We start from the raw sequence: 14,066 nt of genomic DNA on the forward strand, positions 1-14,066 counted from the left end.
CAACGGCTATGTGCGAAGTCTGGCGCTTTGCTGGGTGGGCGCTGTGGATACGCGTGCCGGCTGTCGATGGGCTTTGAGAACGGCGGCTCCGAAGCGTGCGGAGTGGACTCGATGATTCACCCAACATGCCAGGTTCTCAAGGTGGTTGCCCAGACGCACGCACGCTTCCACCTGTTCCGGCCATGAGTTTCCTGTGTATGGGTGGACGGATTCGTGTGAGAGGTTCTGGGTGTTCCCGCCCCTCTGTGCCCCGGTTTCGGGACATCTTTCACCGAGAGCAGGTGCAAACATCATGCGTACGCCTCCGTCCCGGGTGACCGCTTCCCTTGCCGGACTCGCCGCGCTCGCGGTGGCCTGTGCCGGCTGTGCGACCGGCACCGCGGCGGACCAGGGCGCGGCGTCGGCCCCCCGCCCGGCCACCACCGCCTCCGCCGGCACAGCCACGGCGTACACCCCGTACGTCAGCGCCACCACCGCCTCCGACACGGACGCGGCAGGTTCCCCCGACACGTACAACCTCGCCTTCGTGGTCGCCGACGGGGATGCCTGCACCCCGCTCTGGGGCGGCAGCGCGGCGGCCACCGACTCTGCGGTCGTCGCGCGCGTCGCGGCACTCACCGCGTCCGGTGCGGACGTCCGGGTCTCCTTCGGCGGCGCCGCGGGTACCGAGCCGGCCCTCGCCTGCGACAGTGCACAGGAACTCGCCGGCGCGTACGGGGAGGTGCTCGACGCGGTCGGCGCGGCCAAGGCGGACTTCGACATCGAAGGCGACGCGCTCACCGACAACGCGTCCGTCACCCGGCGCAACGAGGCCCTGCACCTGCTCCAGCAGGAGCGGGACCTGGACGTCACGTACACGCTGCCCGTCATGCCCGACGGCCTGGAGGCGAGCGGGACGGCCGTCCTCGACGACGCCGTGGCCGAGGGCGTCGACGTCTCCGCGGTGAACGTCATGGCGATGAACTACAGCTCGTCCGACGACGGCGACATGGGCGACTACGCGGAGCAGGCGGCCTCGGCGGCCCATGACCAGGTCGCGGATCTCCTCGGGCTGTCCGACGCGGAGGCCTGGCGGGCGCTGCACATCACGGTGATGATCGGCGTCAACGACGTGGCCGGGGAGACCCTCACCCTGGCCGACGCGGTGTCCCTGCACTCCTTCGCCAGGCGCCAGGGGGTGGGCGCCCTCTCGATGTGGGCGGCGTTCCGGGACCGGCCGTGCACGGACGAGGACACGTCGAAGGCGAGCGACAGCTGCAGTGGGGTCGCGCAGGAGGCCGGGGCGTTCGCCGAGGCGCTGAGCGGCTGACCGCCATACCTCAGTGCGCGGTCCCCTCCCGTACGAGCGCCATCAGCGCCCGCGCCCCCGGGCTCATCGCCCGTGCTGCCGGGAGCACCACGACGCTCTCGTAGGAGGGCTGGTCCGTCCCGTCGAGCTCCACCGCCACCAGGCACCGCGCCTCGGGCTTGCGGGAGAAGTGGTGCGGCACCACCGCGATGCCGAGCCCCTCGCGCACCAGCTCCAGCAGGCTGTGTACGTCGTTGACCTCCAGCGCCACCGTGCGGCGCACCCGTGCGGCCGCGAACCCCTCGTCGGCGGCGCGGCGCGGCCCGAAGTCCGGATGGAAGTCGATGAACGCCTCACCGGCCAGCTCGTCCCACCCGACCCGGTCCGCCGCGGCCAGCCGGTGGCCGGGTGCGCACAGCAGGACCATGGGCTCGCGGGCCAGCGGGACCAGCTCGCCGCGCCATTCCACGGGGGAGACCGTCGCGGCGAAGGCGATGTCGAGCCGCCCGCCGGCCACCCCGTCGACCAGGTTCGTCGTTCCCTCCTGGCGGAGCCGGATCTCCATGTGCGGGTGCTCGCGGTGGAAGGCGGCGAGCAGCCGCGGCAGGTTCAGCCCGGCCACGCACTGCTCCACGCCCACCGACAGGGTCCCGCGCAGCAGCCCCCGTACGGCGTCGACGGCGTCCTTCGCCGCCCGCGCGCCCGCCAGGGTGCGTTCGGCCTCCACCAGCAGCGCGCGCCCGGCCTCGGTCAGCCGCACACTGCGGGTGGTCCGGCTGAACAGAGGGGTCCGCAGTTCCTGCTCCAGGGCCCGGACGGAGGCGGACAGGCCGGACTGCGACACGGCGACGCGCTCGGCGGCCCGGGTGAAATGCTGCTCCTGCGCGACGGCGACGAAGTGTTCCAGCTGACGCAACTCCATGATTGAGAAATATAGGCGCTGAATCCCAGCGGAATCTCCTGTTGGACTGCTGGATCGTTGTGAGCGAGCCTGGACCCCACACGTCGTACCCGTACCTCGTCGTGAACCGGAACGACCGATCTCTCCCGTGGAGCCCGCATGTACATCCCGTCCGCCGACCGCTACCAGGACATGCCCTATCGGCGCACCGGGCGCAGCGGCCTGAAGCTGCCCGCCCTCTCGCTCGGTCTGTGGCACAACTTCGGCGGTGACCGGACGCCGGAGTCCCAGGGGCAGATCCTCCGCCGGGCGTTCGACCTCGGCATCACCCACTTCGACCTGGCCAACAACTACGGCCCGCCGCCCGGCTCCGCCGAGACGGCGATGGGCCGCGCGCTGGCGACGGACTTCGCCCGGCACCGGGACGAGATCATCGTGTCCACCAAGGCGGGCTACCTGATGTGGGACGGCCCGTACGGGGAGTGGGGCTCGCGCAAGAACCTCCTCTCCTCGCTGGACCAGAGCCTCACTCGCCTCGGCCTCGACTACGTCGACATCTTCTACTCCCACCGGCCGGACCCTCAGACCCCGCTCGAAGAGACGATGGGCGCCCTCCACTCGGCGGTGCAGCAGGGCAAGGCGCTGTACGTGGGCGTCTCCAACTACTCGGCTGAGCAGACGCGGGAGGCCGCCCGGATCCTGAAGGACCTCGGCACCCCGTTGCTCATCCACCAGCCGCGCTACTCGATGCTGGACCGCTGGGTCGAGGACGGTCTGCTCACGGTCCTGGACGAGCTGGGCGTCGGCTCCATCGCGTACTCGCCGCTGGAACAGGGCATCCTCTCGGACCGCTACCTCCGCGGCATCCCGGAGGGCTCACGCGCGGCGGGCAGCAGCCCGTTCCTGTCGGCCGACTCGGTCACCCCGGAACTCGTCGGCCGGCTCCGCGAGCTGGACCAACTGGCCTCCGACCGCGGCCAGTCGCTGGCCCAGATGGCGCTGGCCTGGGTGCTGCGCGGCGGCCGGGTCACCTCGGCGGTGGTCGGTGCGAGCAGCGTCGCCCAGCTGGAGAACAGCGTCGAGGCGATCCGTAACCTTGATTTCAGCGACAAGGAACTCGCCAGGATCGAGAAGCTGCTGAAGGGCGCGAAGCGCCGCTGAACGAAGGACGGCCGGCGCCCCTCGTTGCGGGGGGCGCCGGCCTCTTTCGTGTGTGTCGATGGTTCTGTCGGCGAGGTCCGTCTCAGACGGTGTCCGCCCGCAGCAGCAGATCCAGCAGGCCAGGGAAGCGGGCCCCGAACTCCTCGCGGCGCAGGCGGTTGAGCCGTTTCGGCCCCATGTCGCGCTGTTCCACCAGGCCTGCGCCCCGCAGCACCGCGAAGTGATGGCTGAGTGCGGCCTTGCCGACGGGTACGTCGAAGCTGCCGCAGCTGCGCGTCCAGTCCTCGGAGCCCGCCAGGTCGCGCACCAGCTGGAGGCGGACCGGATCGGCCAGTGCGGACAGGGCTCCGAGCATGGAGACCTCCGCGGGGTCCGTGTGGACCGGAGCGGCGCGATGTCCGCTGCCCGCAGGCTGGTTGGGCATGGTGCGCTCCCCGTGTCCGTGGCCCCTTGCTGAGTGTTCGATGAATATCTTACACTCCGAGTGGTCGCTTTTCGTTGAACACTTCTCGCAGGGGGCGGTCCGTCATGCGTGCGATCGAGTTCAAGGAGTACGGCGGGCCCGAGGTGCTGACCGTTGTCGAGACGGACACCCCCGAGCCCGGCGCCGGTCAGGTCACCATCGACGTCGCCTACGCGGGCGTCAACTTCGCCGACCTCAAGGCCAGGTCCGTCGGGTACCGGGTACCCGAACTGCCCTTCGTGCCGGGCCTGGAGGTCTCGGGCCGGGTGCGGGCCGTCGGTGAGGGGACCGAGGGGCTGAGCCCCGGGCAGGAGGTCGCCGCGTTCCTCGACGGCGGCGGATACGCCGACGTGGTGGCGGCGCCGGCCGCGACCGTCTTCCCGCTCCCCGACGGCGTCGATCTGCGCACCGGCGCCACCCTGCCCACCGTGCTGCCGACCGCCCACGCCCTGCTGCACGAGGTCGGCCGACTGCGGGCCGGAGAGAGCGTGCTGGTGCAGGGCGCGGCCGGAGGAATCGGCACGGTGGCCGGACAACTGGCCAGGGCCGCGGGCGCCGGGGCCGTGTACGGCGTGGTGTCCTCGACCGCCAAGGCCGCGTACGCCCTCGCTCACGGCTACGACGAGGTGTTCGTCGGCGACACCTTCCCCGACGAGGTCCGCCGCGCCACCGGCGGCCGGGGCGTCGACCTGGTGCTCGACCCCGTCGGCGGGGACACGCTGCGCCGCGGCATCGACGCGCTCGCCGTCTTCGGGCGCCTGGTCTCCTTCGGCAACGCGAGCGGCGCACAGCCCTGGAGCGTCGGGCAGAACGAGCTCTACCCGGGCAGCAGGTCGGTGGCCGGCTTCTCCATCCTGGAGCTGGCCGCGAACGACCCCGCCACCCTGCGTACCGTCGCGGAGCGTGCCTTCCGTACCGTGACCGACGGGCACGTCGACCTTCCGGTGACGGCCGAGTTCGCGCTGGCGGACGCCGCCGACGCGCACCTGCTGATGGAGGGGCGTACGTCGACCGGCAAGCTGGTCCTGCGTATCGACGCTTGAGCGGTCCCGTCCTCCCCGCCGAACCTTGATCACGGACCCCGGAAGGTACACGTACATGAAGATTCTCGTCGTAGGGGCAGGAGCCACCGGTGGCTACTTCGGCGCCCGGCTCGCGCAGGCGGGCAAGGACGTCACCTTCCTGGTCCGTCCGCGCCGCGCCGCGGTCCTCCGTGAGCGGGGGCTGCGCATCACCGGGCTGGGGGAGGAGGAGACGGTCACGCCCCGGCTCGTCACCGAGGACCGACTGTCCGGGCCGTACGACGTGGTGCTGCTCTCGGTGAAGGCGACCGCCCTGGACGGGGCGCTCGACGACATCGCGCCGGCCGTCGGACCGGAGACCGCCATCGTGCCCCTGCTCAACGGAATGGCGCACCTGGCACGGCTCAACGACCGCTTCGGGGAGAAGGCGGTGCTGGGAGGTGTCGCCAGGATCATCACGACACTGAACGCCGAAGGCGACATCGTACGTCTCGCCCCGGTCGCCAGCCTGACGATCGGCGAGCAGCACGACGGCACGTCCGAGCGGGTGGAGGCGATCGCCGCCCTCCTCACCGACGCGGGCATCGACACGCACCGGTCCCGCGACATCGTCGCCGCGATGTGGAGCAAGTGGGTGTTCATCAGCACCCTGGCAGGGCTGACCTGCCTGATGCGCGGCACGGTCGGCGACGTCCGCGCCGTTCCCGGCGGGCAGGGCTTCGTGACCGCCCTCCTGGCCGAGTGCGCCGCCGTCGCGGCCGCCGCCGGCCACCCCGTGCGGGAGAAGGAGCTCGACGCGGTGGCGGCGATGCTCACCACGGACGGATCGCCGCTCACCGCCTCGTTGTACCGCGACGTGGCCCAGGGTGCCCCGACCGAGGCCGAGCAGGTCTTCGGTGACCTCGTGGACCGGGCCCGCACCCTGTCCGTCGACACGCCGCTGCTCGACCTCGTCACGCTGAACCTGCGCGTCCACGAACACCGCACCGCTTCCGCCGGCTGAAAATCTCCCGACCTGCGCACCAGGGCCGGCGGCCTTCAATGGCATGGACCTCTGGAGGTCCCGGCGGCCCTGGCCTGCGCGTTCATCGGCGCGTACCGTGTGGCCGCATGAAGATCCTCGTCAGCGCCGACATGGAAGGCGCCACCGGCGTGACCTGGCCGGCCGATGTGCTGCCCGGCACACCGCAGTGGGAGCGGTGCCGCTCCCTTTTCACCTCGGACGTCAACGCGGCCGCCCTCGGTTTCTACGACGGGGGCGCCGACGAGGTGCTCGTCAACGAGGCCCACTGGACCATGCGCAACCTGCTGCTGGAGCAGCTCGACGACCGGGTCCAGATGCTCACCGGCAGGCACAAGTCGCTGAGCATGGTGGAGGGCATCCAGCACGGTGACGTCGACGCCGTGGCCTTCATCGGCTACCACACGGGCGCCGGTACGGAGGGTGTCCTGGCCCACACCTACCTGGCCAACTCCATCACCGGCGTGTGGGTGAACGGGGTCAGGGCCAGCGAAGGGCTGCTCAACGCCCATGTGGCCGCGGAGTACGGCGTCCCCGTCGTCCTCGTCACCGGCGACGACCTGACCTGCGTGGACGCCGAGGGGTACGCCCCCGACGCCCGGACGGTAGCCGTCAAGGACTACGTGTCGCGCTACGCCGCGGTCTGCCGCACCCCCGCCCGTACCGCCGCCGACATCCGTGCGGCGGCCAAGGAGGCGGCCGCGCTCGCCGGGCGGTACACGCCGGTGGACGGCGGGCCGTTCACCGTGGAGCTGGAGTTCGACGCAGAGCACCTGGCCGCCGCGGCCACCGTCGTGCCCGGCGTGGCGCCCTCCGGCGAGAGGCGTGTCGCCTACACGAGCGCGACGATGTACGAAGGAATCCGCACGTTCAAGGCGGTGACGACCATCGTGTCGTCCGCCGTGGAGGAACAGTATGGCTGAGGCGAGCACCCCCAAGGACAGCGTCGACGCCCTCGCGCTCGACGAATCGGTGACGTTCACCTCCGAACTGATCCGCATCGACACCACCAACCGGGGCGGCGGCGACTGCCACGAACGCCCTGCCGCCGAGTACGTCGCCGAGCGGCTGGCCGCCGCCGGACTCGAACCGGCGATGCTGGAGCGCACCCCCGGCCGCACCAACGTGGTCGCGCGGATCCCGGGCACCGACCCGTCCGCGGATGCGCTCCTGGTCCACGGTCACCTGGACGTGGTGCCCGCGGAGGCCGACGACTGGACCGTGCACCCCTTCTCCGGCGAGGTGCGCGACGGAGTCGTCTGGGGCCGCGGCGCCATCGACATGAAGAACATGGACGCGATGGTCCTCGCCGTCGTCCGGTACTGGGCGAGGGCCGGCATCCGCCCCCGCCGCGACATCGTGATCGCGTACACCGCGGACGAGGAGGCCAGCGCCGACGACGGCTCCGGCTTCCTCGCCGACCAGCACGCCGCACTCTTCGAGGGGTGTACGGAAGGCATCAGCGAGTCCGGCGCCTTCACCTTCCACGCCGGGCCGAACCTGCCGCTCTACCCCATCGCCGCGGGCGAACGCGGCACCGGATGGCTCAAGCTCACCGCCCACGGCAAGGCGGGGCACGGCTCCAAGGTCAACCACGCCAACGCCGTCAGCACGCTCGCCGCCGCCGTCGCCCGGATCGGCGACCACGAATGGCCGGTGCGGCTCACTCCCACGGTCCGGGCCGCACTCACCGAGATCGCCGCCCTGCACGGCATCCACCCCGACCTCGACGCCCCCGGCTTCGACGTGGACGAACTCCTCGGCAAGATCGGCCCGGCCGCCGACCTCGTCGCGCCCACCGTCCGCAACAGCTCCAACCCGACGATGCTGGAAGCCGGTTACAAGGTCAACGTGATCCCGGGCCACGCCACCGCCTACATCGACGGCCGGATGGTCCCCGGCGGTGAGGACGAGTTCCGCGCCACGCTGGACCGGCTTACCGGCCCCTCGGTCGACTGGGAGTTCCACCACCGCGAGGTGCCGCTCCAGGCGCCCGTCGACTCGCCCACGTTCGCCAAACTCCGCGCGGCCGTCGAGCAGTTCGACCCGGACGGCCACGCCGTGCCGTACAGCATGTCCGGCGGCACCGACGCCAAGCAGTTCTCCCGGCTCGGCATCACCGGCTACGGCTTCTCGCCGCTGAAACTGCCCGTCGGCTTCGACTACCAGGCCCTCTTCCACGGCGTGGACGAGCGCGTCCCCGTCGAGGCACTGCACTTCGGCGTCCGGGTCCTGGACCACTATCTGCGCACCGCCTGAACCACTCGGGGGAATTGATCATGGTATCCACGCAGGCCTACGGAAACTGGCCGTCACCGATCGACGCCGCACTGGCCGCCTCCCACGACGGCCGCCCCGAATACGTCGGAGCGGTCGGCGACGAGTTGTGGTGGACGGAGCCGCGCCCTGCCCAGGCCGGCCGGCGCGCGCTGATCCGCCGGTCGGCGGACGGCACCACCGCGGAACTGCCCGCGCCGTGGAACGTCCGCAGCCGCGTCATCGAGTACGGCGGAAGGCCCTGGGCCGGCACCGAACGCGCCGAGGGCGGCCCGCTGATCGTCTTCGTCCACTTCGACGACCAGCGGCTGTACGCCTACGCCCCCGACGGGCCCCGCGATCCGTGGCCCCTGACGCCCGTCTCCGTGATCGGCGGAGGACTGCGCTGGGCCGATCCGCGACTGCACACGGACCGGGGCGCGGCGGGCGAGGTCTGGTGCGTCCTGGAGGAGTTCACCGGCGAGGCGCCCACCGAGCTGCGCCGCGTGATCGCCGCCGTGCCGCTGGACGGCTCGGCAGCCGGTGACCGGTCCGCGGTGCGCGAACTCTCCGACGGCCGCCACCGGTTCGTCACCGCCCCCGAGGTCTCGGCCGACGGTCGGCGCGCGGCCTGGATCGCCTGGGACCACCCGCGGATGCCGTGGGACGGGACCGAGGTGATGCACGCCGGCATCGGCGAGGACGGCACGTTCCACGACGTCCGGAGTTTCGTGGGCGGCCCGGAGGAATCCGTTCCGCAGATCCGGTGGACGGCCGGCGGACAGCTGCTGTTCGCCAGCGACCGCAGCGGGTGGTGGAACCTCTACCGCGGCGATCCCGACAGTGGCGCCGTCGACGCGCTCTGCCCCCGCGAGGAGGAGTTCGCCGGGCCGCTGTGGAAGCTCGGGCTCAACTGGTTCTGCCCGCTGGGCAACGGACTGATCGCCGCGCTCCACGGCAGGGGATCCACGACGCTCGGCATCCTCGACCCGGAGACGGGCGACCTCGTCGACATCGCGGGGCCCTGGACCGAATGGGCCGAGACCCTGGCCGTGCAGGGCAGCCGCGTCATCGGCATCGCGGCGAGCCCGCGCAGCGCGTACGAGATCGTGGAGCTGGACACGGCGACCGGGCACACCCGGATCATCGGCGCACCGCACGAGGACGCGGTCGACCCGTCGTACTACCCCGTGCCCGTCGTCCGCACGTTCACCGGCCCCGGCGGCCGGGAGATCCACGCCCAGGTCTACCCGCCGCACAGCCCCGACCGGACGGGCCCGGCCGACGAGCTGCCGCCCTACGTGGTGTGGGCGCACGGTGGCCCGACCGGCCACGCGGCCCTCGTGCTCGACCTGGAGATCGCCTACTTCACCTCGCGCGGCATCGGTGTCGCCGAGGTCAACTACGGCGGCTCCACCGGCTACGGCCGGGCCTACCGCAACCGGCTGCGGGAGCAGTGGGGCATCGTCGACGTGGAGGACTGCGCCGCCGTCGCCGGGGCGCTCGCCGCCGAGGGGACGGCCGACCCCCGCCGGCTCGCCGTCCGCGGCGGCAGCGCCGGCGGATGGACCACCGCCGCCTCGCTGACCGGGACCGACGTCTACGCCTGCGGCACGATCATCTACCCCATCCTGGACCTGACCGGCTGGGGCACCGACGAGACCCACGACTTCGAGTCGCAGTACCTGGAGTCGCTGGTCGGTCCGCTCGCCGAGGTCCCCGACCGCTACCGCGAACGGTCCCCGATCAGCCGCACCGACGGCCTCACCACCCCCTTCCTGCTCCTCCAGGGGGAGGACGACCCGATCTGCCCGCCCGTGCAGTGCGAGCGCTTCCTGGCGGCGGTCCAGGGGCGCGGCATCCCGCACGCCTACCTCACCTACCCGGGCGAGGGGCACGGATTCCGGCGCGCCGAGACCATGATCAGCGCCCTGGAGGCCGAACTCTCCCTGTACGCCCAGACCTTCGGCATCGACCGGACCGACGTACCCCGCCTGGAGCTGAAGAAGTGACCCTCGCCCCCCTGACCCGCCCCGCCCGGCTGCGCGCGGGCGCCAGGGTCGCCGTCGTCTCCCCGAGCGGCCCGGTGCCCGTCGACCGGCTGGAGCCCGGCCTCGACGTCCTGCGCGGCTGGGGGCTCGACCCGGTGGTGATGCCGCACGTGCTGGACGTGCACCCGGAGTTGGAGTACCTCGCCGGTACGGACGAGATGAGGGCCCGGGACCTCCAGGACGCGTGGTGCGATCCGTCCGTCGACGCGGTGATCTGCGCGCGCGGCGGGTACGGGGTCCACCGCATGGTCGATCCGGTGGACTGGGCGGCCATGCGGGCCGCCGGGCCGAAGGTCTTCGTCGGCTACAGCGACATCACCGTGCTCCACGAGGCGTTCGCCCTGCGGGCGGGGCTCGCCACCCTGCACGGCCCGATGGTGGGCACGGAGGCCTTCCTGAAGGACCCGCGGACCCAGGAGTCGCTGCGTGCCACCCTGTTCGAGCCCGAGACGGTGATGACGCTGGGGCTCGACGACGCGCGGGCTCTGGTGCCGGGACGGGCCCGGGGCATCACGTACGGCGGCTGTGTGAGCCTGCTCGCCGCCGACCTCGCCACCCCGTACGCCCGTACCTCGGCCCGCGGCGGACTGCTGGTCATCGAGGACACCACCGAGGACCCGTACAGCATCGACCGCATCCTCACCCATCTGCTGAGGGCCGGGGCGCTCGACGGGCTGGCTGGGGTGGTCTGCGGTTCCTGGGCGGGCTGCGGACCGTACGAGAAGGTCCGGGCGGTGCTCGCCGACCGGCTCGGCCCGCTGGGCGTCCCGGTCGTGGAGGAGCTCGGCTTCGGGCACGGCCCCACCGGGCTGACGATTCCCCTCGGGGTCCCGGCCGTGCTGGACGCCCCGGCGGACGGTGGTCCGGCCACGCTCACGGTCGAGGTGCCCGCGCTGGTCTGAGGGCGCGGGCGGCTGCCCCGAACGGGGCCGTTGTGCGAAGAAGCTGAACAACCTTCAGGAATCGCCGTCCTGGGCGTTGACAGGGCTGTGACCTGTGTCACAGCATGGGCGCGGCCCAAAACTTACCGGTCGGTAAGGTGTCCTCGGTGTGGAGGTCCTCGTGTCGCGTGCTGTCTCCGGTTCCCGCTTCCGGTCCCGGTCGAAGTCGTCGAAGTCGTCGAAGTCTCTGTCCCGTAAACCACTCGCGTTCGTCGCCGGGGCCGCGCTCGCCGCCCCCCTCGCGCTCGCCGGTACCGCGCAGGCGGGAACGGCCGCCGTGCCCGAATACACCGTCACCCCACTGAAGTTCACCGTGTCCGCGGGCGGCCGCTCCTGCACCGTGGACGCCGACCTCTACCGTCCGGCCGGGGCCGACGCCCAGCACCCGGTGCCCGCCGTCCTCGCCACCAACGGCTTCGGCGGCAGCAAGTCGGACGGCTCGACCGACGGCATCGGCAAGGCGTTCGCCTCGCGCGGCTACGCCGGACTCGTCTACTCCGGCCTGGGCTTCGGCAAGTCCGGCTGCCTCATCACGCTCGACGACCCGGAGACGGACGGCAGGGCGGCGGCCGCGCTCGTCGACTTCCTCGGCGGAACACGCGCCGCCGACGACGGCACCGAGGCCGACTTCGTCACCCAGGACGGACCCGGAGACCCCACGGTCGGCATGATCGGCGGCTCGTACGGCGGAGCCGTCCAGATGGCCACCGCGGCTGTCGACCCCCGCGTCGACGCCCTCGTCCCGCTCATCACCTGGAACGACCTCGGCTACGCGCTCGCGCCCAACAACACCGGCGCGGCCGGGGGCGTCTCCTCCGACACCGTCGGCGTCTTCAAATGGCAGTGGACCAACGGCTTCTACCTGATGGGGGAGGGGCAGACGATCCTCAGCCCCGGCCTCGACCCGTCCCGCTTCAACAGCCTGAACTGTCTCCACTTCGCCGCGCAGGCCTGCGACACCATCCGGCTGCTCAACTCCGGCCGCTACCCGGCCGACAGGACCGCCGCCATGCTCGACTACGCGCGCAGCGTCTCGCCGGTCTCGTACCTGAACCGCGTCAAGGCGCCCACCCTCCTGATCCAGGGGCAGGCCGACAGCCTGTTCAACCTCAACGAAGCCACGGCCACGTACCGGACGCTCAAGGCGCAGGGCACCACGGCCAAGATGATCTGGCAGGCCTGGGGCCACAGCGGCGGCCAGGTGGACGGCGAACTCGACCTGGGCCAGGGCAATCTGGAGAGCAGCTATGTCGGCGGGCGCATCCTCGCCTGGTTCGACCGCTACCTCCGCCAAGAGCAGACGACGGACACCGGACCGGAGTTCGCCTACTACCGCGACTGGCAGAGTGGGTACGGCACCGCGGACACCGTCCCCGGTCTCACGCGAACGATGTACCTCTCCGGCGACGGCAAGCTCGTCGACAACCGCTCCAAGGTCGCACGCGGCAGCCGCCAGTACACCAACTGGCTGATCCCCACCAGCCACTCGGAGAGCTCGCTCGCCGGCCTCGTCGGCCTGCCCGACCCGAAGCCGTACGACACCAAGGGCACCTACCTCGGCTGGACCAGCGCCCCGCTCGCCTCCGCGGTCGACGTGGTCGGGGCCCCGAAGGCCACACTGAAGGTCGTCTCGCCGAAGACGGAGCGCGTACAGAACAGCGGGGACGCCTCCGACAAGCTCGTCCTGTTCGCCAAGGTGTACGACGTGGCGCCGGACGGCACCAGGACGCTGGTCAACCGGCTCGTCTCGCCGGTCCGGGTGCCCGACGTGACCCGCCCCTTCACCGTTCAGTTGCCGGGGATCGTGCATCGGTACGAGGCCGGGCACCGGCTGGAATTCGTGATCGCGGGCAGCGACAGCGCGTACTTCGGGAACCGCGGCATCAAGCCCGTCACGGTCGTCAGCGCGCCCGGGGACACCGGAGTGCTGGAGCTGCCCGTGGTCGGCGGCACGGGGAAGTGATGCGGTAGCAGGGGTCACGGCCGTCACTCGAATGGCCGTACAGCACCGCCCCCCGGCACCCGGATGGAGCCATCCTGGTGCTCCGGGGGCGGTGGCGCATCAGACCCAGGAAGGGGCCGCTTCATGAGTCCGAAGGATGTGTCGAGCGGCAGCAAAGGCAGCACGGGCGCGTTCACACCGGCCCGCATCCTCGTCATCATCATCGCGGTCCTGTCAATCGTGTTCATCGCGGAGAACACCGAAGAGGTCCAGGTCCGCCTCATCGTCCCGCTGGTGACCATGCCGCTGTACGTGTGGCTGATCGTGATGTTCCTGGCCGGTATGGCCTGCGGGGCCTACGTCTTCCGCAGGCGCACGAAGTAGGCGCTCTTCGCCGCCCGGCCCCGACGGGCCGGGCGGCGACGATCTACGCTGGCCCGATGTCCGACACCACCTACCTGGCCCAGGGTCCGCGCACGGCGATCCGCCCCTTCACGCACGCCGACGCGGACGAGTTCACCGCCCGTGCCCGGGAGAGCCGGGAGCAGCACCGGCCCTGGCTGTTCCCGCCCGCCGAGCCGGACGCGTACGCCGCTTACGCGGGGGCGCTCATCGAGGACCCGACGAGGTCCGGGTTCCTGGTGTGCGAGCGGCACGGCGAGGCCGGGAGCCCGGCCGACGGTGCGATCGCCGGGTTCATCAACATCAACAACATCGTCATGGGCGGATTCCGCTGCGGCGCGATCGGCTACGGCGGCTTCGCCCACGCGACCGGACGCGGCCTGATGAGCGAGGGGCTCGGCCTCGTCCTCGGGCACGCCTTCGGACCGCTCGGTCTGCACCGCCTGGAGGCCAACATCCAGCCCGGCAACACGGGCTCGATCGCCCTGGTGCGCAGAGCGGGATTCCGGCTGGAGGGCTTTTCGCCCGACTTCCTGTTCATCGACGGAGCCTGGCGCGACCACGAGCGGTGGGCGATCACGGCACAGACGCGCTGACGCCGGGCGCCGGTGCCGTGGC

Annotated in this window: 13 protein-coding genes; 11 read left to right on the top strand and 2 right to left on the bottom strand. The window is 71.7% G+C overall.

Features of this window, described 5'->3' with window-relative positions; all coding sequences use genetic code 11:
- The first annotated feature begins 292 nt into the window (after positions 1 to 292).
- The gene (locus ACIBJG_RS28715; RefSeq protein WP_399311735.1) at positions 293 to 1,309 is read left to right on the top strand and encodes a chitinase; all 1,017 of its coding nucleotides are present in this window, start codon (positions 293 to 295) and stop codon (positions 1,307 to 1,309) included.
- A 10-nt stretch (positions 1,310 to 1,319) separates the two neighbouring features.
- Here the strand turns inward: ACIBJG_RS28715 and ACIBJG_RS28720 are convergent, their stop codons facing one another.
- On the bottom strand, positions 1,320 to 2,210 hold the full coding sequence (locus ACIBJG_RS28720) for a LysR family transcriptional regulator (RefSeq protein ID WP_399311737.1): 891 nt from the start codon (positions 2,208 to 2,210) through the stop codon (positions 1,320 to 1,322).
- A 138-nt stretch (positions 2,211 to 2,348) separates the two neighbouring features.
- Between ACIBJG_RS28720 and ACIBJG_RS28725 the strand changes: the two genes are divergently transcribed.
- The gene (locus ACIBJG_RS28725; RefSeq protein WP_399311739.1) at positions 2,349 to 3,350 is read left to right on the top strand and encodes an aldo/keto reductase; all 1,002 of its coding nucleotides are present in this window, start codon (positions 2,349 to 2,351) and stop codon (positions 3,348 to 3,350) included.
- An 82-nt stretch (positions 3,351 to 3,432) separates the two neighbouring features.
- Here ACIBJG_RS28725 and ACIBJG_RS28730 read toward each other — a convergent pair whose 3' ends face one another.
- Positions 3,433 to 3,774, bottom strand: coding sequence for an ArsR/SmtB family transcription factor (locus ACIBJG_RS28730; RefSeq protein WP_399311741.1), 342 nt, complete (start codon positions 3,772 to 3,774; stop codon positions 3,433 to 3,435).
- Positions 3,775 to 3,878: 104 nt separating this feature from the next.
- Here ACIBJG_RS28730 and ACIBJG_RS28735 point away from each other — a divergent pair, with 104 nt between their 5' ends.
- The 9 genes from ACIBJG_RS28735 to ACIBJG_RS28775 all read left to right on the top strand — a co-directional run bounded on the left by ACIBJG_RS28735 (position 3,879) and on the right by ACIBJG_RS28775 (position 14,044).
- Positions 3,879 to 4,856: a zinc-binding alcohol dehydrogenase family protein gene (locus ACIBJG_RS28735; RefSeq protein WP_399311743.1), complete on the top strand. Its 978-nt coding sequence runs from the start codon at positions 3,879 to 3,881 to the stop codon at positions 4,854 to 4,856.
- Between the two features lie 55 nt (positions 4,857 to 4,911).
- Positions 4,912 to 5,838, top strand: a complete 927-nt coding sequence (locus tag ACIBJG_RS28740) for a ketopantoate reductase family protein (protein WP_399311745.1) — start codon at positions 4,912 to 4,914, stop codon at positions 5,836 to 5,838.
- Between the two features lie 107 nt (positions 5,839 to 5,945).
- Positions 5,946 to 6,779, top strand: coding sequence for a M55 family metallopeptidase (locus ACIBJG_RS28745; RefSeq protein WP_399311747.1), 834 nt, complete (start codon positions 5,946 to 5,948; stop codon positions 6,777 to 6,779).
- Positions 6,772 to 8,115 (top strand): M20/M25/M40 family metallo-hydrolase, encoded by a 1,344-nt coding sequence (locus ACIBJG_RS28750; RefSeq protein WP_399311749.1) that lies wholly within the window; start codon positions 6,772 to 6,774, stop codon positions 8,113 to 8,115. The genes ACIBJG_RS28745 and ACIBJG_RS28750 overlap by 8 nt, the downstream gene beginning before the upstream one ends.
- A 20-nt stretch (positions 8,116 to 8,135) precedes the next feature.
- Entirely contained in the window at positions 8,136 to 10,124 is a 1,989-nt protein-coding gene (locus ACIBJG_RS28755; RefSeq protein WP_399311751.1) for a prolyl oligopeptidase family serine peptidase, read from the top strand.
- Positions 10,121 to 11,065 (top strand): LD-carboxypeptidase, encoded by a 945-nt coding sequence (locus ACIBJG_RS28760; RefSeq protein ID WP_399311753.1) that lies wholly within the window; start codon positions 10,121 to 10,123, stop codon positions 11,063 to 11,065. Before ACIBJG_RS28755 ends, ACIBJG_RS28760 begins: the two co-directional genes overlap by 4 nt.
- A 226-nt stretch (positions 11,066 to 11,291) precedes the next feature.
- Positions 11,292 to 13,067: a CocE/NonD family hydrolase gene (locus ACIBJG_RS28765; RefSeq protein WP_399311813.1), complete on the top strand. Its 1,776-nt coding sequence runs from the start codon at positions 11,292 to 11,294 to the stop codon at positions 13,065 to 13,067.
- 123 nt (positions 13,068 to 13,190) lie between these two features.
- The gene (locus ACIBJG_RS28770; RefSeq protein WP_399311755.1) at positions 13,191 to 13,430 is read left to right on the top strand and encodes a DUF1049 domain-containing protein; all 240 of its coding nucleotides are present in this window, start codon (positions 13,191 to 13,193) and stop codon (positions 13,428 to 13,430) included.
- A gap of 56 nt (positions 13,431 to 13,486) precedes the next feature.
- Positions 13,487 to 14,044, top strand: coding sequence for a GNAT family N-acetyltransferase (locus ACIBJG_RS28775; protein WP_399311757.1), 558 nt, complete (start codon positions 13,487 to 13,489; stop codon positions 14,042 to 14,044).
- The last annotated feature ends 22 nt before the right edge of the window (positions 14,045 to 14,066 follow it).

The sequence above is a fragment of the Streptomyces sp. NPDC050422 genome, from assembly GCF_044458665.1.
Taxonomy (GTDB): domain Bacteria; phylum Actinomycetota; class Actinomycetes; order Streptomycetales; family Streptomycetaceae; genus Streptomyces.